The sequence below is a fragment of the Acidovorax sp. NPDC077693 genome (genome assembly GCF_044542805.1).
Classification (GTDB): domain Bacteria; phylum Pseudomonadota; class Gammaproteobacteria; order Burkholderiales; family Burkholderiaceae_C; genus Acidovorax.
In genome coordinates this window covers 60,850-79,778 of the sequence record NZ_JBITVD010000022.1, presented here as the reverse complement: position 1 = coordinate 79,778, position 18,929 = coordinate 60,850, and the positions used below count along the sequence as shown (strand labels likewise).

Genomic DNA, 18,929 nt, shown 5'->3' with positions numbered 1-18,929 from the left:
CGCTGCGGGTGGCCGGCCCAGGCCCGCAACGCTCCACGTCCTTTTTTTCAGGTAGCCCCACCATGAGCATTCCTTCCCGCGTCAAACTCATCGATGTCGGCCCGCGCGACGGGCTGCAGAACGAGAAATCGCCCGTGCCCGCCGAGGTCAAGATCGCGCTGGTGCACCGCCTGCAGGACGCGGGCCTGAAAGAGATCGAGGTGACGAGCTACGTGAGCCCCAAGTGGGTGCCGCAGATGGCCGACAACCACGAGGTGATGCAGGGCGTGAACCGTGTGGCCGGCGTGCGCTACTCGGTGCTCACCCCCAACCTCAAGGGCTATGAAGCCGCGGTGGCGGACCGGCCCGACGAGATCGTGGTCTTCGGCTCGGCCAGCGAGGCGTTCAGCCAGAAGAACATCAACTGCTCCATCGCCGAGAGCATCGAGCGCTTCGCGCCCGTGGTCGAGGCGGCGCTGGCGGCCGGCATCGGCGTGCGCGGCGCGATGAGCTGCACCGTGGGCTGCCCGTACGAGGGCGAGATCGCGCCCGAGCGGGTGGAGTACCTCGCCGGCCTGCTCCAGGGCATCGGCGTGCAGCGCGTGGACGTGGCCGACACCATCGGCGTGGGCACGCCGCGCAAGGTGCAGCGTGCGCTGGAAGCGACTCTGAAGCATTTCGGCATCGACGATGTATCGGGCCACTTCCACGATACCTACGGCCAGGCGCTGTCCAACACGCTGGCCGCGCTGGAGCTGGGGGTGTGGAACTACCAGTCGTCCGTGGCGGGCCTGGGCGGCTGCCCGTATGCCAAGGGCGCCACCGGCAATGTGGCGACGGAGGACGTGGTCTACATGCTGCACGGCATGGGTATCGAGACGGGCATCGATCTTGATAAGCTCATCGATGCCGGGGCCTACATCAGTGGGTTCCTGAACCGTAAACCCCATTCCCGCGCAGCGAATGCATTGCTCACCAAACGCGCGGGATAGCGCCATCGGCGCAGGAGATGACGACCGTGTGTGGAGCTGAACTGAAGAACCTTCCCGAGGGCGTGCAGCGTGTGGCTGCGGCGCTGCAAACGCTGAACCACCCCCACATGCCGCAGATGCTGGACGACGCCGCGCGCACCGCGCAGCAGGCGGCCGACGCGCTGGGCATCCTGGTGGGGCAGGTGGCCAAGAGCATCATCTTTCGGCGCAAGAGCGACGACGTGGCCGTGCTGGTGGTCACCTCGGGCGACCGGCGCGTGGACGAGAAAAAGGTCGAGGCCCACGTGGGCGGCAAGATCGGCCGGGCCGATGCCGACTTCGTGAAGTCGCGCACCGGCTTTTCCATCGGCGGCGTCTCGCCCGTGGCGCACGCCACGCCGCCCGTCACGCTGATCGACCAGGACCTGCTGCGCTTCGACGTGGTGTGGGCGGCGGCCGGGCATCCGCACAGCGTGTTCCCGCTGCACCCGAGCGACCTGCAGCGCCTGACGGGCGCACCCGTGGTGGACGTGGTGCTGGCGCCCGTGGAGGCCGGCACGCAGCCCGCGGCATGAATGCTATTGATTTGCTAGCTGCTCGCGCTCGCCAGTTGAGCGGTAGCGGTCATTTTGATGCTGACAATGCCGAGCCGGTGGCATCACCGTGCATCTCGGTGTGCCGCATGTCACCCGACCGCAGCCATTGCGAAGGCTGCTTTCGCACGCTGGATGAGATACGGCTATGGTCGGGCGCGGACTCCAGCCTGCGGCGCAGCATCTGGGCCAAGCTGCTCGGCCGCGCCGGCATCGATCTGAACGCGACAAGCACATAAGAACGCACAACGCGTTCCCGGAGACCCCGCCATGAAGCGCATCACGTTCTACCTCGACTTCGTCTCCCCCTATGCCTGGCTCGCGTTCGAGCGCCTGCCCGAGGTGCTGGAGGGCCTGGGCTATAGCGTGGCCTACAAGCCCGTGCTGCTGGGTGCATTGCTGCAGCAGCATGCCAACCCTGGCCCCGCAGGCATCGCCCCCAAGCGCGACTGGACCTACCGCCACGTGACCTGGCTGGGCCATGCGCAGGGCACGCTGCTGCAGATGCCCGCGCGGCACCCGTTCAACCCGCTGCCCCTGCTGCGCACGGCGCTGGCGTGCAGCGACGACGGGCACATCAACCGCTTCGTGGCGGGCACGGTGCTGCGCCATGTGTGGCAGGGCGGGCACGACGCGCTCGATGCCGCGCGCCTGGCCGACCTGGCCGCGCAGCTCGCGGACCAGCTGCGTCCCGGCGAGGATGCGGCCAGCGACGGCCCCAAGGCCCTGCTGCGCGCCAACACCGAAGCCGCGCAGGCGGCGGGCGTTTTCGGCGTGCCGGCGTTCGAGGTGGACGGCAAGCTTTTCTGGGGTCTCGACGGCCTGCCGATGCTGCGTGCCTACCTCGATGGCGACGCGTGGTTCGACGGCCCGGGCTGGGAGGCTGTCAGCCAGCTCCCATCGGGTTTACCCGGCAAGGCGTGAGCGATTTCCGGATGCTGAAAGGGGCCCTGCGGGTTTCACCTTAAGTTGTCAGAGAGCGGTCAGTTTGGTGAAAGCTCTTGTTGGTTTGGCGTCAGAGCGTGGTCAGTGCCATCTCGAACAATGGGCGCAGCCGCGGAAGCGCGGTCTGCAAAACCAACAGGAGACACACACATGGCAACCGTTCATCCCGCACCGCGGCCGATGTCGCCCGAAGAGAGGAAGGTCATCTTCGCGTCGTCGCTCGGCACTGTTTTCGAGTGGTACGACTTTTATCTGTACGGCTCGCTCGCGGCCATCATCGCCAAGCAGTTCTTCAGCGGCCTGGATGCCGGCTCGGCGTTCATCTTCGCGCTGCTGGCGTTTGCCGCGGGCTTCATCGTCCGTCCCTTCGGTGCCATCTTCTTCGGCCGCCTGGGCGACATGATCGGGCGCAAGTACACCTTCCTGGTCACCATCCTGATCATGGGCCTGTCGACCTTCATCGTCGGCATCCTGCCCACGTACGCCTCCATCGGCGTGGCCGCTCCGGTCATCCTGATCGTGCTGCGCCTGCTGCAGGGCCTGGCCCTGGGCGGTGAGTACGGCGGTGCCGCCACCTATGTGGCCGAGCACGCCCCGCACGGCAAGCGCGGCGCCTACACCGCCTGGATCCAGACCACCGCCACGCTGGGCCTGTTCCTGTCGCTGATGGTGATCCTGGGCACCCGCACCGTGATGGGCGAAGAAGCCTTTGCCGACTGGGGCTGGCGCATTCCGTTCATCGTGTCGATCCTGCTGCTGGCCATCTCGGTCTGGATCCGCCTGTCGATGAACGAGTCGCCCGCCTTCCAGAAGATGAAGGCCGAGGGCAAGACCTCCAAGGCGCCGCTCAAGGAATCCTTCGGCGAGTGGAAGAACCTCAAGATCGTGATCCTGGCCCTGGTGGGCCTGACTGCCGGCCAGGCCGTGGTCTGGTACTCGGGCCAGTTCTACGCGCTGTTCTTCCTGACGCAGGCGCTCAAGGTCGATGGCGCCACCGCCAACATCTTCGTCGCGATCTCGCTGCTCATCGGCACGCCGTTCTTCATCGTGTTCGGTGCGCTGTCCGACAAGATCGGCCGCAAGCCCATCATCCTGGCAGGCTGCCTGCTGGCCGCGTTGACCTACTTCCCCGTGTTCGGCGCGCTGACCAAGGCGGCCAACCCCGCCCTGGCCGAAGCCCAGGCCAAGAACCAGGTGGTCGTGACGGCTAACCCTGACGAGTGCTCGTTCCAGTTCAACCCCACCGGCACCACCAAGTTCACCAGCTCGTGCGACATCGCCAAGCAGGTGCTGGCTGGTGCTTCGGTGAGCTACGAGAACGCCCCGGCCGCTGCCGGCACGCCCGCCACGATCAAGATCGGCGAGACGGTCATCACGTCGTACACCAGCAAGGGCCTGCCCGCTGACGAAGCCAAGAAGAAGGACGGCGAGTTCAAGAAGGCCGTGGCCGACGCCCTGAAGGCTGCCGGCTACCCCACCAAGGCAGACCCTGCCCGCATCGACAAGGTCATGGTCGTCGTGATCCTGACCTACCTGGTGCTGCTGGTGACCATGGTGTACGGCCCCATTGCCGCCATGCTGGTGGAAATGTTCCCGACCCGCATCCGCTACACGTCCATGTCCCTGCCGTACCACATCGGTAACGGCTGGTTCGGCGGCCTGCTGCCCACCACGGCGTTCGCCATCGTGGCCCAGACCGGCAACATGTACAACGGCCTGTGGTACCCCATCATCATCGCCGGCGCAACGGTGGTGATCGGCGGCCTGTTCATCAAGGAAACCAAGGACGTGGACATCTACGCCAACGATTGATGGCCCACAACGGCCATTGACCGGCCATTGACGAGTGCACAGGGCCCGCCCCGCAAGGGACGGGCCCTGTGTTCCATCAAGGGGCTTGTGCCACACAGCACAACCTACAACGCAGCGCCCAGGCTCCTTGATTGAACAAACCCAAACTCAAACCCCAACCCGCCTCGCGGGAACCAAGGAGATATTTATGTGGAAGATTGCTGTTGGCTTCGTTTTGTTCGCTGCCCTGTCGATGTACGTGATCATCAAGGCGGGCGACAAGGCCGACATGGGCGGTGAAAAGCACGGCGCCGACGCCGTGCACGCGCCCGAACCCGTGGCCAGTACGCCGGCTGCCGCATCGGCTGCGTCAGCGCCTGCGTCGGCCGCCAGCGCGCAGTGAGCGTCGATGCGTTGATGCTGCGCATCGTGGGATGGGGCTTGGCTGACAGCGCGGCGCGCTAGATCCCCATGATTTCTATCCAGAAAGCAAAGCCCGGTGCCATGCAGGCACCGGGCTTTTTTCTTGTGGCCGGGCGAGGCCAGCTCAGCGCTTGAACCGCCCGTCGCTGCCGATGATGGACAGGTCCGAAAAATCCAGCCCGCTGTGGTCCGTGGGGCTGTAGCTCAGCTCCAGGCCGCCCAGGTCCCACTTCTTGATGCTCTCCAGGCCCGCCTGCAGCTTGGCGCGGTCGGGCTTGGGCCCGGCGCGCTTGAGGCCTTCGACCAGCACCTTGGCGGTCACGAAGCCCTCCACCATGGCGGGCGTGAGGTCGGCGATGTTCTTGGCGCGGGCGAGGTCCATGGCCTCCTTGATGACCGCGTAGTTCAGCGACCGTTCGGACGGGAACACCTGCGTGACGACCACGCCGCGCGCCTGTTCGCCCAGCGCCTTCACGAAGCCGCCCGAGGCGTTGTTGGACAGCGTGACGATCTGGCCCGTGACGCCCGCGCCGCGCAGCGCCTTGATGCCGTCGACCACCGCAGCGCCGGTGCCGATGAAAATGACGGCCTGCGGCTGCTTGCCCGCCACGCGCGGTGCGATGGCGCTGTAGTCGGGCTTGGCGCGGTCGAACTTCTCGACGAACGCGGCTTCGAGGTTGTTGGCCTTGAAGCCGATCTGCGCCCCGGCCAGGCCGTCGGCGCCGAAGGTGTCGTCCACATGCACCACGCCGATGCGCTTGATGCCCAGCGTGTTCAGGTGCGTGATGGCTTTTTCGACCTCGCGCTGGTAGGGCGCGCGCACGTTGAAGATGTACTTGCTGACCGGCTGGTGCAGCGCGATGGCGCCGGTGGACGGGCCGACGAGGGGCACGCCGTGCTGCTCCAGCAGCGGGATGATGCCCTGCGTGTGCGGCGTGCCGCGGGTCATGAACAGGCCGACCACGTTCTTCTGCTCGATCAGCGTCTTGGTGTTCTCCAGCGTGAGCTTGGGGTCGAACTTGTCGTCGAGCAGCACCACCTCCACCTTCTGCCCGCCCACGCCGCCGCGCGCGTTCACGTGGTCGATGTACAGGGCGGCCCCTTGCGTGGACTCGGCCACGGTGGCGGCGGCCGAGCCGGTCACGCCCACGGTCTGGCCGATGAGGATCTGGGCGTGGGCGGCGTGGGCGATGCCCAGTGCCAGGGCCAGCAGCAGGGCCGCGCGTTTCGCCAGGGGGCCGGGAACGGTCATGGTGTCTCTCTTTCTTGTAAGGGTGGGGAGTTTAGGGACGGACCATGACAAGGCATCTGTAGAAACGCGTAGTGGCGGCATTCCATGCTGCGCGCCCGCCCGCGCCCACTGCCGCTGCAGCTCTGCCAGCCGTCACCGCCGGAACTTGCCGTCCGTGCCGATGATGGACAAATCGGCAAAGTCCAGGCCCGTGTGGTCCTCGGGGCTGTAGCTCACCTCCAGCCCGCCCAGGTCCAGCTTCTTGATGCTCTCCAGGCCCGCATGGAGCTTCTCGCGCGTGGGCTTGGGGCCGGCGCGCCTGATGCCTTCCACCAGCACCTTGGCGGCCGCATAGCCTTCCAGCATGGCCGGGGTGATGTCGCCCGCGCCCTTGGCCTTGGCCAGCTCCTGCGCCTCCTTGACCATGGGGTAGGTCACGGCCCGCTCGTTGGGGTAGACCTGCGTCACGATCACGCCGCGCGCGTTGGCGCCCAGGCTCTTGATGAAGCCGCCCGAGGCATTGTTGGACAGCGTCACGATCTGCGCGGCCGAGCCCGCGGTGCGAAAGGCGGTGTTCGCCTCCACCACGGTCGAGCCCGAGGCGATGATCAGCACCGCCTGGGTATCGGCCTTGGCCACCTTGGCGGCGATGGCCGTGAAGTCCGGCTTGGCGCGGTCGAACTTCTCCAGCACCACGGGCGTGAGCTTGGCGCCCGCCAGGCCTTTCTGGGCCCCCGCCACGCCGTCGGCGCCGAAGCTGTCGTCCGCATACACCACGCCAATGCGCGAGATGCCCATGGAGGCCAGGTGGGTCATGGCCTTTTCTGCCTCGCGCTGGTAGGTGGCACGCACGTTGAAGATGTACTTGCGCACCGGCTGGTGCAGCACCATGGCGCCGGTGGAGGGCGCCACCAGGGCCACGCCGTGCTTTTCCAGCAGCGGGATCATGGCCTCGGTGTGCGGCGTGCCCCGCGTAAGGAACAGCGCCAGCACGTTGTTGTCCTCGATCAGCTTGCGGGCGTTCTCGGCCGCGATCTTGGGGTCGAACTTGTCGTCCAGCGAGGTCAGCTCGATCTTCTGGCCGTTGACGCCGCCCTTGGCGTTGACCATGTCGATATAGAGCTTGGCGCCGTCGGTGGTCTCCTTCACGCCCGCGGCCACCTGGCCTGAAAAGCCCGCCGTCTGCCCGATCAGGATCTGCGCATGGCCGGCCGTGGCCAGGCCCAGCGCCAGGGCGGCGGCCCCGCCCCACCGTATCTGCCATCGGTTCATGGTTGTCTCCTCTTTGTGTCTTTGCGTAAGAGTTCAGTCTAAGCGCATGTATTTGAAGCTTTTAAAGGGTTTGTCCGAGAAAAACACCCCTTCGCCAAGGGCTTTTGCGCCTTGTCAAACCCGCGTGCACCGCGGTGCGGGGGTAATGCGCGCGGCCCGGCAGACCCGGCCCGGCGTCCCTAGAATGTTCCGCCTTACCCCAGAAAGACGCTTCCATGACCCAGGGACTGATCCGTATCCGCGGCGCACGCCAGCACAACCTCAAGAACCTGGATCTGGACATCCGCACCGGCGAGCTCACGGTGGTCACCGGCCCGAGCGGCTCGGGCAAATCCAGCCTGGTGTTCGACACCCTGTACGCCGAGGGCCAGCGCCGCTACGTGGAGACCTTCAGCGCCTACGCGCGCCAGTTCCTCGACCGCATGGACAAGCCGGCGGTGGACAAGGTCGAGGGCGTGCCGCCCGCCATCGCCATCGACCAGACCAACCCCGTGCGCTCCAGCCGCTCCACCGTGGGCACGATGACGGAGCTCAACGACCACCTGAAGCTCTTGTTCGCGCGCGCCGGCCAGCTGTTCGACAAGGAGACCGCGCAGCCCGTGCGCCACGACTCGCCCGAAACCATCTACGCCGAGCTGCAGCGCCGCAGCGCCGAGGCGGGCGACCCGCGCATCGTGCTGACCTTCCCGGTCGAGCTGCCGGGCGGCACGTCGCCCGAGCAGGTGGAGCAGTGGCTGTCGGCCAGCGGCTTCACCAAGGTACAGGCCGAGCGCGAAGTGGCCACGCCCACCGGCCCGCGCAAGGTGCTCGATGTGGTGGCGGACCGCTTTCGCCTGGGCAATGCCGAGAAGGCGCGCGTGGTCGAGGCCATCGAGGTCGCACTCAAGCGTGGCACGGGTCGGCTGAACGTCTATGTGCTCCCCCCCGCCCAGGCCGTTCAGCCTGAGCCTGTCGAAGGCCGGGACAGCGTGTCGACAAGCGGGGCGCGAACGGAAGCCGTGGAACCCGCACCCGAGCTCTGGCGCTTCTCCACCGGCCTGCACTGCCCCGACAGCGACCTGCGCTACAGCGACCCGATCCCCTCGATGTTCTCGTTCAACTCCGCCGTGGGCGCGTGCGAGAGCTGCCGGGGCTTCGGCCGCGTGATCGGCGTGGACTACGGCCTCGTCATCCCCAACGACAAGCTCACGCTGCGCGCCGGCGCCATCAAGACCATCCAGACCCCAGCCTGGAAAGAGGCGCAGGACGACCTCATGCGCCATGCCGAAACCGCCGGCATCCCGCGCGACACGCCCTGGAACAAGCTCACCGACGACCAGAAGAAATGGGTCATCGGCGGCGCGCCCGGCTACAAGGACGGGCAGTGGAGCAAGCAGTGGTACGGCATCAAACGCTTCTTCGAGTACCTGGAGAGCAAGGCCTACAAGATGCACATCCGCGTGCTGCTGTCCAAGTACCGCAGCTACACGCCGTGCCCCACCTGCGCGGGTGCGCGCCTCAAGACCGAAAGCCTGCTGTGGCGCGTGGGCAGCAAGGACGACGCGGACGCCGCGGTCGACCCGGCCCGCCGCTTCATGCCCGAGGGCGTGCAGTGGTCGCGCGCGCAGCTCGAAGCACTGCCCGGACTGTGCCTGCACGACCTGATGCTGCTGCCCATCGACCGGCTGCGCCGCTTCTTCGACCGCATGGAGCTGCCCGTGGGCGACGCCGCGGCCGGTGGCGATGCGCTGGCGCTGAAGCTGCTGCACGAAGAGATCACCACGCGCCTTCGCTACCTGTGCGACGTGGGCATCGGCTACCTCACGCTCGACCGCCAAAGCCGCACGCTCAGCGGCGGCGAGGTGCAGCGCATCAACCTCACCACTGCGCTGGGCACCAGCCTGGTCAACACGCTGTTCGTGCTGGACGAGCCCAGCATCGGCCTGCACCCGCGCGACATGCACCGCATCACCGAGGCCATGCTGCGCCTGCGCGACGCGGGCAACACCCTGGTGGTGGTGGAGCACGACCCGGCGGTGATGCTCGCGGCCGACCGCATGATCGACATGGGCCCCGGCCCGGGCCGGCTGGGCGGGCAGATCGTGTTCGACGGCACCACCGCCGACCTGCGCCATGCCGACACGCTCACCGGCGCCTACCTGGGCGGCCGCAAGCATGTGGGCTTCGGCTTCAAGCGCATGGTGACCGAATCCACCCCGCGCCTCATCCTGGAAGGTGCGCGCGAGCACAACCTGCAGAACGTGTCCGTCGAGTTCCCGCTGCAGCGCCTGGTCACCGTGACGGGCGTGAGCGGCTCGGGCAAGTCGAGCCTGATCCAGGACGTGCTGGCGCCCGCGCTGCTGCGCCACTTCGGCAAGGCCACCGACTCGCCGGGCGCGCACGACCGCATGCTGGGCGCCGACCACCTGTCGGACGTGGTGTTCGTGGACCAGTCCCCCATCGGCAAGACCGCGCGCTCCAACCCGGTGAGCTATGTGGGCGCATGGGACAGCATCCGCGAGCTGTTCGCCGTGGCGCCGCTGTCCAAGCAGCGCAGCTACACCGCCGCCAAGTTCAGCTTCAACAGCGGCGACGGGCGCTGCCCGACCTGCGGCGGCTCGGGCTTCGAGCATGTGGAGATGCAGTTCTTGTCGGACGTGTACCTGCGCTGCCCGGACTGCGACGGCAAGCGCTACCGCCCCGAGATCCTGGAGATCACCATCGAGCGGGGCGGTAGGACGCTGAATGTGGCCGACGTGCTGGCCCTCACCGTGGCCGAAGCCGCCGCGCTGTTCGCCGCCGACCGCGACGTGATCCGTGCGCTGCAGCCCATCGTGGACGTTGGGCTGGAATACGTGGCACTGGGCCAGCCCGTGCCCACGCTCAGCGGCGGCGAGGCGCAGCGCCTCAAGCTCGCGGGCTTCCTGGCCGAGGCGGCGCGGGTGCAAAGCAAGTCGCGACAGGCCGTGGCGCGCAAGGGCACGCTGTTCCTGTTCGACGAGCCCACCACGGGCCTGCATTTCGACGACATCGCCAAGCTCATGCGCGCGCTGCGCAAGCTCATCGACGCGGGGCATTCGCTCATCGTCATCGAGCACAACCTGGACGTGATCCGCGCGAGCGACTGGCTCATCGACCTGGGGCCCGAAGGCGGCTATGCCGGTGGCCTGGTCGTGGCCGAGGGCACGCCCGAAGACGTGCGCCAGCACCCCACGTCGCACACCGGCCAGGCGCTGCGCGACTACGAACTCACGTTGGGCGTGGGCGGCCACTCGGTGCACGAGAAAGCCGCAGCGCTACGAAAAAGAGAGCTGGTGGCGCTGGATGGTAAAGCGGTGGAGGCCAAAAATGCCATACAAATCGTCAACGCCAAGGAGCACAACCTCAAGAACCTGAGCGTGGACATTCCGCGCGGCAAGTTCAATGTGGTCACCGGCGTGAGCGGCTCGGGCAAGTCCACGCTGGCGTTCGACATCCTGTTCAACGAGGGCCAGCGCCGTTACCTCGAATCGCTCAACGCCTATGCACGGTCCATCGTGCAGCCCGCTGGCCGGCCCGAGGTGGATGCGGTGTACGGCATACCGCCCACCGTGGCCATCGAGCAGCGCCTGTCGCGCGGCGGGCGCAAGTCCACCGTGGGCACGACCACCGAGGTGTGGCACTTCCTGCGCCTGCTGTACGTCAAGCTGGGCACCCAGCACTGCGTGAACGACGGCGCCGCAGTGCAGCCGCAAACCCCCGAGAGCATCGCCGCCCAGCTGCTCACGCAGTTCCGCGGCCAGCACATCGGGCTGCTCGCGCCGCTGGTGATGAACCGCAAGGGCGTGTACACCGAGCTGGCCGACTGGGCGCGGCCCCGCGGCTTCACGCACCTGCGCGTGGACGGCAACTTTTTGCCCACCACCAACTTCCCGCGCATCGACCGGTTCAAGGAGCACACCATCGAGCTGCCGGTGGCCAGCATCGACGTCTCTCCCGACAACGAAGCCCTGCTGCGCGAGTCGCTGGCGCAGGCGCTCACGCACGGCAAGGGCGTGGTGCACGTGCTCAGCAGCATCGCGGACCTGGCCGCAGCCATGGAAGGCGGGCAACCCACGGCAGGCATCGGCCACCTGCAGGCGTATTCGACCAAGCGGGCCTGCCCGGTGTGCGCCACCAGCTATGCCGAGCTGGACCCGCGCCTGTTCAGCTACAACAGCAAGCACGGCTGGTGCCCCGACTGCGTGGGCACGGGCGTCAAGCTCACCAAAGAGCAGCGCAAGGTGTTCGATGACTCGGTGCAGGACGACAAGGAAAAGGGCCGCGAGCAGACCTTTGCCGAGCCCGAGGTGGAAGACCTGCAGGACACCGCTTGCGCCACCTGCCACGGCACCCGCCTGAACGCGACAGCCCGCGCCGTGAAGTTCGCGGGGGTGGGCATCACCGACATCGCAGCGATGTCCGTGACGGACGTGCGCCGCTGGGTGGAGCGCCTGCGCGCCGACGGCGGCATGTCGGTGCGCGAGGCCGACATCGCACGCGACCTGGTGCCCGAGATCCAGAGCCGGCTGGAGTTCCTGGAAGAGGTAGGCCTGTCGTACCTCACGCTCGACCGGGGCGCGCCGACCTTGAGCGGTGGCGAGGCACAGCGCATCCGCTTGGCGGCGCAGCTGGGCAGCAACCTGCAGGGTGTGTGCTATGTGCTGGACGAGCCCACCATCGGTCTGCATGCACGCGACAACCAGATCCTGCTCAACGCCCTGCACAAGCTGGGCGACAAGGGCAACACGCTGGTGGTGGTGGAGCACGACGAGGACACCATCCGCCGCGCGGACCACATCATCGACATCGGCCCGAGCGCGGGCAAACGCGGCGGGCGCCTGGTGGCGCAGGGCAGCGTGGCCGACATCACCGGGGCCGAAGACTCGCAGACGGGCCGCTACCTGCTGCACGCCATGCGCCACCCGCTGCAGCTGCGCCGCAGCATGCTGCCCAGCGCGCTGAGCGCGGCCGACGCCGCGCTGGGCGATCCCGTGGACGCCCCCAAAGGGCGGCAGAGCGCGGCGGTCAAGAAGCGTGCCGCGCAGGCGGCCGCACTCACCGCGCAGGCGCTGGACGATGCCAAGGCGCGTGCCGCCATCCGCTGGCTCACCGTGCAGGGCGCGCAGCTGCACAACCTGCAGAACGTGACCGCCACCGTGCCGCTGCACCGCCTGGTGGCCGTCACCGGCGTGAGCGGCTCGGGCAAGTCCACACTGGCGCGCGACGTGCTGCTGGCCAACGTGCAGGCCTGGGTGCAGCAGCGCTCCACCAAGGCCGGGCGTGACGCCATGGACGCGGGCAAGGCGCCGCCCCTGGTGGGCTGCACGGGCCTGGCGGGCTTCGAGAGCATCGACCGCGTGCTCGAAGTGGACCAGACGCCCATCGGCAAGACGCCGCGCAGCTGCCCGGCCACCTACATCGGCTTCTGGGACACCATCCGCAAGCTCTTTGCCGAAACCCTGGAGGCCAAGGCGCGTGGCTATGCGGCCGGGCGCTTCAGCTTCAACACCGGCGAAGGCCGCTGCGCAAGCTGCGAAGGCGCGGGCGTGCGCACCATCGAGATGAGTTTCCTGCCCGATGTGAAGGTGCCTTGCGAGACCTGCCACGGCGCGCGCTTCAGCCCCGAGACGCTGGCCGTCACCTGGCGCGGCAAGAGCATCGGCGACGTGCTGCAGATGGAGGTGGACGAGGCGGTGGACTTCTTCGCCAGCATGCCCAGCATCGCGCACCCGCTGCAGCTGTTGAAGGATGTGGGCCTGGGCTACCTCACGCTGGGCCAGCCGTCGCCCACGCTGTCCGGCGGCGAGGCGCAGCGCATCAAGCTCGTGACCGAGCTCACCAAGGTGCGCGACGAAGTGGGCCGCCGCGGCCAGAAGGCGCCGCACACGCTGTACGTGCTGGACGAACCCACGGTGGGCCTGCACATGGCCGACGTGGACAAGCTCATCCGCGTGCTGCACCGGCTGGTGGACGGCGGCCACAGCGTGGTGGTGATCGAGCACGACCTCGACGTCATCGCCGAAGCCGACTGGATCATCGACCTGGGCCCCGAAGGCGGCAAGGAGGGCGGCCGCATCGTGGCGGCAGCCACGCCGGAACAGGTGGTGCAGCAGGGCACGCACACCGGGCGTGCTCTGGCTGCGGTGCTGGCGCGGTAGGCAGGGGCGGCTCACGGTGCCGCCCCAGGCAGAGCCGTAAAGCGTTTGTGCGGATGTTCTGCGTGCACAACCCGACGTGGCGTACGCCACTGTCGGGCCGTGTCCTACGCACGGCGCAGAATATTGCGCACGTTGGGTGGGGAACCGATTTTTTAGGATGCGATGCAGGGCTTGCCGCCAGTGCGCGAAGGCCCCCAGCACTTCCACCAAATCCTACGGACATCCATCACCATGAAATCATTGCTCAAGACCTGTGTTGCCCTCGCGGCCACTTCTGTACTGCTGGTCGCTTGCGGCGGCGGCAACGACGACGATCCGACGCCCAGCAATGAGCCCGGTGTGCTGACCGTGACGGGTGCGAGCGTGGATGCGCTCAACGGCGTTTACGGCAACGGCACGATCAACCTGACCGATGTGGACAAGCGCAATCCGGTCGGCTCCGTGCCAGAACTGTGCTCGTTCAAGTTCGATGGCCTTGGCAAGGTGGGCTCGGCAGCACTGGCCTTCGGCGACATCCGCTATCGCCCGGACGCCACCGGCCTGCACCAGGTCTTCGTCACGTTCGACGGCAAGGAATACGGCAGCGGCGAGCCTACCGACACCGCTGTGGTGCGCGACAGCAACCAAGTCCGTTTCAGCAACAAGGTCCTGACCGCCTCCGATGGCTCCAATGCCACGCTGCGCGTGAACGGCGTCATCCCCATGCGCCCCAACCGCCCCTTCGGCTGTTAAGCGCGTGACCCACCCTCGCGACCTGCCCCACAAGCAGGGCTGGTCGCGGGGCGTGGGCTTCCGAGTTTTTGTGTAGCTCGTCTCCCTCCCCCCGGCCCTTGGGCCGGATTTGGCCCTGCGGCTTTATCTGCATGGGCCTTTTTTGCGTCTGCAGCGTAGGTGTGTGCAGACCAGTGCGCAGCAAGCACCCCAAGCATCACTGAACCGGTGTGCGAGCGCGCGAGCTACAGCCGGGCACAAAGTGTTTGCCGCATATTCACATGCGAAATCCTGCGTTCGCAGCCGGAGCGCCGCGTCTTAGTCTGGCGGCATGTCCAGTCGTTTGCCCGCCTCTTCAGGCCTCCTGTCCACCCATCGCGTACTGACCCTGCCCGAGTCGCCAGCGGGCGGGGCGCCGACCATTCGCGCGAAGGCGTTGCTGTTCCATGACCCCCGGTCCGCGCAGCTGCTGGACCATGTGGACCGCATTGCGCGCAGCGACGCGTCGGTGCTGGTGGTGGGTGAGACCGGCACAGGCAAGGAGCTGATAGCGCGGCACATCCACGCCGAAAGCGGCCGGCGCGGGCCGTTCGTGGCGGTCAACTGCGGTGCGTTCAGCGAATCGCTGATCGACGCCGAACTCTTCGGTCACGAGGCAGGCGCCTTCACCGGGGCCACGCAGGCACGCGCGGGGTGGTTCGAGGCGGCGCAGGGCGGCACGCTGTTCCTCGATGAGATCGGCGACCTGCCGCAGTCGCTGCAGGTCAAGCTGCTGCGCGTGCTGCAGGAGCGCCAGGTGGTGCGCCTGGGCTCGCGCAAACCCATTGCGCTGGATGTGCGGCTGGTGGCCGCGACCAACATCGACCTGGCGAGGGCCGTGCGCGCGCAGCACTTCCGCGCGGACCTCTACTACCGGCTCAACGTGGCGGCCGTGGACCTGCCGCCGCTGCGCGAGCGCCCGGGCGACATCCTGCCGCTGGCCGAGCATTTCATGGACCTGTACGCCCAGCGCCTGGGCCAGCCGCCCGCGCGCTTGTCCGCCGCGGCCCGGCACGCCCTGCTGTCGTACGCCTGGCCCGGCAACATCCGCGAGCTGGAGAACGTGGTGCACTTCGCGCTCATCGTGGCGCGGCTGGGTGTGATCGAGCCGTGCGACCTCAAGCTCGTGCCGGCCCTGCTGCCGCAGCCGCCCGTGGCTTCGACAGTCGCGGTGGCGGCCGGCACGCCGCAGCCACCGTCGGCAAGCTCCTCATTGCAAGCGGTGCTGCACGGCCTGCTGGCGCAGGGCGCTCCCGGGCTGTATCAGACGGTCGAGGCAGCGCTGGTGCGCGCCGCTTTCGCGCAGGCGCACGAAAACCAGGTGCAGGCCGCGCGGCTGCTGGGGGTGACCCGCAACACGCTGCGCACCCTGCTCAAGCGCCACGGCCTGCTGGCCGACCCGACCCACCACCCCGCCCACAGCCTGCCGCCGCACGCGGAGAGCCCCTGGCGCTACGCGCAATGAGCCCGTTGCCACCGGGGCGCCCGCGCCATGCGCAGCCGCCCCGCTGAAGCCCACCCCACAACGACACACCACAACACACCAGGGAGTTTGCCAATGAGCACATCGGATTCGCACCACACCGCCCAGCCACCGGGCGCCCCGCGCAGCACGCCGCGCCGCCACTTCCTGGGCCAGGCGGGTGCCGGGCTGGCGGGCATGGCCGGTGGCGCCGCGGTGGCCCCGGCGCTGCTCGGCGCCAGCGCAACGGCGCAGGCGCAGCCAGGCAGTGCTTCGGCGGCTGCAGGCTACGACGCGCAGTTTGTGCGCCGCGCCGAGCAGCTGCGCATCGACCTGGCGCGCGCCAGCGCTGCGGTGCCGATCCCGCCGCACCCCGTCAATGGCGACGATGCGCTGTACGTAAACAAGATCGGGTCGGACACGCGCGGCCTGCCGCACAACGCACGGGGCGAGGTGGACCTGGGCGCCTGGAACCTGGCCACCGCCGCCTTCGCCTCGCGCGAGCCGGCGGACTTCGAGAAGATCGTGCTCGGCGGCACGCGCAAGCTGGTCAACCCCATCGGCACGCTGGCGGTCAGCCTCGATGGCCTCAATGCCGCGCAGTTCGCGCTGCCGCCCGCGCCCACGCTGGCCGGCACGCAGCGCGCGGGCGAGGCCACCGAGATCTACTGGGTGGCATTGCTGCGCGACGTGCCTTTCAGCGAATTCCAGGACGGCACCCGGCACCCCGACGTGATCGCCGCAGCCGACGAACTGAGCCGCGCGCCGGACTTCCACGGCCCCAAGGTCAATGGCCGCGTGACGCCGCAGACGCTGTTCCGTGGTGCGGCCTGGTACGTGGATGGCAACGACCGCTCTGGCCGCACCGGCCGGTGGGCCACGCCACCGGGTGTGACGGATGGGCCGTACATCTCGCAGTTCCTGTACCGCGATGTGCCGCTGGGCCCGCAGTCGCTGTCGGCCCGCATTCGCACCTACACGCCGGCCAATGAGTTCCTCACGCAGTACGACGAGTGGCTGAACGTGCAAAACGGCAAGGCGCCGGCCGGGCGCATCGCGTTCGACCCCACGCTGCGCTACATCGCCACCACGCGCGACCTGGCCGCGTACGCGCATGCGGCGGTGGCCTTCAGCTTTGCGGCCAACCAGCTGCTGGGCACCCCGCTGTCGGCCGCGCAGCCGGGCTATGGCGGGATCTACGCGGGCGACAAGAGCCTGGCGCCCGGCAACCCGTACCTCAAGCTCAAGACCAGCGGCGGTGCGTCGGGCACCTTCGGGCCGGCGTATTTCCAGTCGCTGCTGTCGCTGGCCAGCTCGCTCGCCATCCGCGTCAACTACTACCAGAAGTGGTACGAGCAGCGCATCCTGCGGCCCGAGGCTTTTGGCGGCCTGGTGCACCACCGCTTGGCAAACCGGGTCACCGAATACCCCATCCACGAGTCCTTCCTGGGCTCGCAGGCGCTGGAGCGCAGCCGCGCCAGGAACGGCAGCTACCTGCTGCCGCACGTGTACCCGGAGGGCGCGCCCATCCATTCGTCGTACCCCGGCGGGGCGGCCATCATCGCGGCGGTGACGGCCACGCTGCTCAAGGCCTTCTACGACGAGTCGCTGGTCATCCTGAACCCCGTGCAGCCCGACCCCAGCGACCCGACCCGCTTGGTGCCGTACCAGGGGCCGCCGCTCACCGTGGGCGGCGAGCTCAACAAGTTCGCGCTCAACTACGGCTCGGGCCGCGCGGCCGCGGGCATCCACTGGCGCTCCGACGCTGCGGCGGCCTATGCGCAGGGCGAGGCGCTGGTCATCAGCCTGCTGCGCGAGCAAAAGCAGACCTTCCGCGAGCCGTTCGAGGGCTTCGCCTTCACCGGCTTCGACGGCCGCCGCATCGTCATCTGATGCGCCTCCATCCTCACCACCAAAGAGCATGACATGACCCAACGACAACTGCGCCTGGGCGCCTTCATCATGGCCACGGGCCACCACATCGCCGCCTGGCGCCACCCCGGCGCGCAGGCCGATGCGGGGGTGAACCTGCAGCACTACATCGCGCTGGCCCAGACGGCCGAGCGCGGGCTGTTCGACCAGGTGTTCGTGGCCGACAGCCCCGGCGTGCAGAACCACGGCAACGATGAATCGCTGAGCCGCCAGGGGCGCCTGTCGTACTTCGAGCCGGTCACGCTGTGGTCGGCGCTGGCGGCGGTGACGAAGCACATCGGCTTTGTCGCCACCGCATCCACAACGTATGAGGACCCGTACCTGCTGGCGCGCAAGTTCGCCTCGCTCGACCACATCAGCGGCGGGCGCGCAGCCTGGAACGTGGTGACCACCAGTGCCGACAACGTGTTCGGCAACTTTGGCCAGGAGGCCCACCCCGACCCCGCCGTGCGCTACGAGCGCGCCACCGAGTTCGTGGATGTGGTCAAAGGCCTGTGGGACAGCTTCGACGACGATGCGCTCATCCGCGACAAGGCCAGCGGCGTGTACCTGGACCCGGCCAAGCTGCACACCCTGAACCACGTGGGCAAGCACTTCCGCGTGAAGGGCCCGCTGAACCTGGAGCGCCCGCCGCAGGGCTACCCGGTCATCGTGCAGGCCGGCTCGTCCGAGGACGGCAAGGAGCTGGCCGCCGCCACGGCCGAGGCCATTTTCACCGCCTGGACCAGCCTGGCCGAGGCGCAGGCGTTTTACAGCGACGTGAAGGGGCGCCTGGCCAAGTACGGCCGCCGGCCTGAAGAGCTGCTGGTGCTGCCCGGCATCTCGCCGGTGATCGGCCGCACCGAGGAGGAGGCGCAGGAGAAGTGGGCCGAGCTGCAGGCGCTGATCCACCCCGCCGTGGGGCTGGCCACGCTGGCACCTTTCTGGCCGGCCGAAGACCTGGCGCGCTGGGACCTGGATGCCCCGCCACCCTACATTCCCACCCCGCCCAAGGGCATCAACAGCCGCGCCCACGTGGTGCTGGAGCTGGCCCGGCGCGAGAAATTCACCGTGCGCCAGCTCTACGAATATCTGGCCGGCGCGCGCGGCCACTGGGTGGTGGTGGGCACGCCGCAAACCATTGCCGACCGCATGCAGGAGTGGTTCGAGAACGGCGCGGCCGACGGCTTCAACGTGATGCCACCAGTGCTGCCGCAGTCGCTCGACGAATTCGTGGACCTGGTGGTGCCCGAGCTGCAGCGCCGCGGCCTGTTCCGCACGGCATATGAAGGCACCACGCTGCGCGAGAACCTGGGCCTGCAGCGCCCGCCCAGCCGCTATGCACAGGCCGCCCGCAAGGCCGCCTGATCCGCAGGCCGCACTGCTACCGCAGCAAGCCACCCACCCCGGCACATGCCCGTTTTCTCTACGAAAGGAGTTCCC

Annotated in this window: 13 protein-coding genes; 11 read left to right on the top strand and 2 right to left on the bottom strand. The window is 68.2% G+C overall.

The annotated features are described in order from the left end of the window. Positions 1-62: 62 nt before the first annotated feature. The 6 genes from ACIGHN_RS24990 to ACIGHN_RS24965 all read left to right on the top strand — a co-directional run bounded on the left by ACIGHN_RS24990 (position 63) and on the right by ACIGHN_RS24965 (position 4,682). Positions 63-971 (top strand): hydroxymethylglutaryl-CoA lyase, encoded by a 909-nt coding sequence (locus ACIGHN_RS24990; protein WP_056414368.1) that lies wholly within the window; start codon positions 63-65, stop codon positions 969-971. A gap of 26 nt (positions 972-997) precedes the next feature. Continuing rightward, the gene (locus tag ACIGHN_RS24985; RefSeq protein WP_056414459.1) at positions 998-1,525 is read left to right on the top strand and encodes a YbaK/EbsC family protein; all 528 of its coding nucleotides are present in this window, start codon (positions 998-1,000) and stop codon (positions 1,523-1,525) included. Then, positions 1,522-1,782 carry a DUF1289 domain-containing protein gene (locus ACIGHN_RS24980; protein WP_396506803.1) on the top strand — a complete coding sequence of 87 codons (261 nt, stop codon included), beginning with the start codon at positions 1,522-1,524 and terminating at the stop codon, positions 1,780-1,782. The genes ACIGHN_RS24985 and ACIGHN_RS24980 overlap by 4 nt, the downstream gene beginning before the upstream one ends. Positions 1,783-1,813: 31 nt before the next feature. Beyond that, positions 1,814-2,467 carry a 2-hydroxychromene-2-carboxylate isomerase gene (locus ACIGHN_RS24975; protein ID WP_396506802.1) on the top strand — a complete coding sequence of 218 codons (654 nt, stop codon included), beginning with the start codon at positions 1,814-1,816 and terminating at the stop codon, positions 2,465-2,467. Positions 2,468-2,638: 171 nt separating this feature from the next. Beyond that, positions 2,639-4,300: an MFS transporter gene (locus ACIGHN_RS24970; protein WP_396506801.1), complete on the top strand. Its 1,662-nt coding sequence runs from the start codon at positions 2,639-2,641 to the stop codon at positions 4,298-4,300. A gap of 187 nt (positions 4,301-4,487) precedes the next feature. Next, positions 4,488-4,682, top strand: coding sequence for a hypothetical protein (locus ACIGHN_RS24965; protein WP_056414360.1), 195 nt, complete (start codon positions 4,488-4,490; stop codon positions 4,680-4,682). Between the two features lie 144 nt (positions 4,683-4,826). Here ACIGHN_RS24965 and ACIGHN_RS24960 read toward each other — a convergent pair whose 3' ends face one another. Both ACIGHN_RS24960 and ACIGHN_RS24955 read right to left on the bottom strand, forming a co-directional pair. Continuing rightward, positions 4,827-5,954, bottom strand: coding sequence for an ABC transporter substrate-binding protein (locus ACIGHN_RS24960; RefSeq protein ID WP_396506799.1), 1,128 nt, complete (start codon positions 5,952-5,954; stop codon positions 4,827-4,829). Between the two features lie 132 nt (positions 5,955-6,086). Continuing rightward, on the bottom strand, positions 6,087-7,205 hold the full coding sequence (locus ACIGHN_RS24955) for an ABC transporter substrate-binding protein (RefSeq protein WP_396506798.1): 1,119 nt from the start codon (positions 7,203-7,205) through the stop codon (positions 6,087-6,089). A 215-nt stretch (positions 7,206-7,420) separates the two neighbouring features. Between ACIGHN_RS24955 and uvrA the strand changes: the two genes are divergently transcribed. The 5 genes from uvrA to ACIGHN_RS24930 all read left to right on the top strand — a co-directional run bounded on the left by uvrA (position 7,421) and on the right by ACIGHN_RS24930 (position 18,854). Beyond that, on the top strand, positions 7,421-13,363 hold the full coding sequence (gene uvrA / locus ACIGHN_RS24950; protein WP_396506797.1) for an excinuclease ABC subunit UvrA: 5,943 nt from the start codon (positions 7,421-7,423) through the stop codon (positions 13,361-13,363). Between the two features lie 231 nt (positions 13,364-13,594). Next, positions 13,595-14,095, top strand: a complete 501-nt coding sequence (locus tag ACIGHN_RS24945; protein ID WP_056163001.1) for a hypothetical protein — start codon at positions 13,595-13,597, stop codon at positions 14,093-14,095. 310 nt (positions 14,096-14,405) lie between these two features. Further along, positions 14,406-15,578 (top strand): sigma-54 interaction domain-containing protein, encoded by a 1,173-nt coding sequence (locus ACIGHN_RS24940; RefSeq protein WP_396506796.1) that lies wholly within the window; start codon positions 14,406-14,408, stop codon positions 15,576-15,578. Positions 15,579-15,671: 93 nt separating this feature from the next. After that, entirely contained in the window at positions 15,672-17,468 is a 1,797-nt protein-coding gene (locus ACIGHN_RS24935; protein ID WP_396506794.1) for a twin-arginine translocation pathway signal protein, read from the top strand. Between the two features lie 33 nt (positions 17,469-17,501). Beyond that, entirely contained in the window at positions 17,502-18,854 is a 1,353-nt protein-coding gene (locus ACIGHN_RS24930; RefSeq protein WP_396506793.1) for an LLM class flavin-dependent oxidoreductase, read from the top strand. The last annotated feature ends 75 nt before the right edge of the window (positions 18,855-18,929 follow it).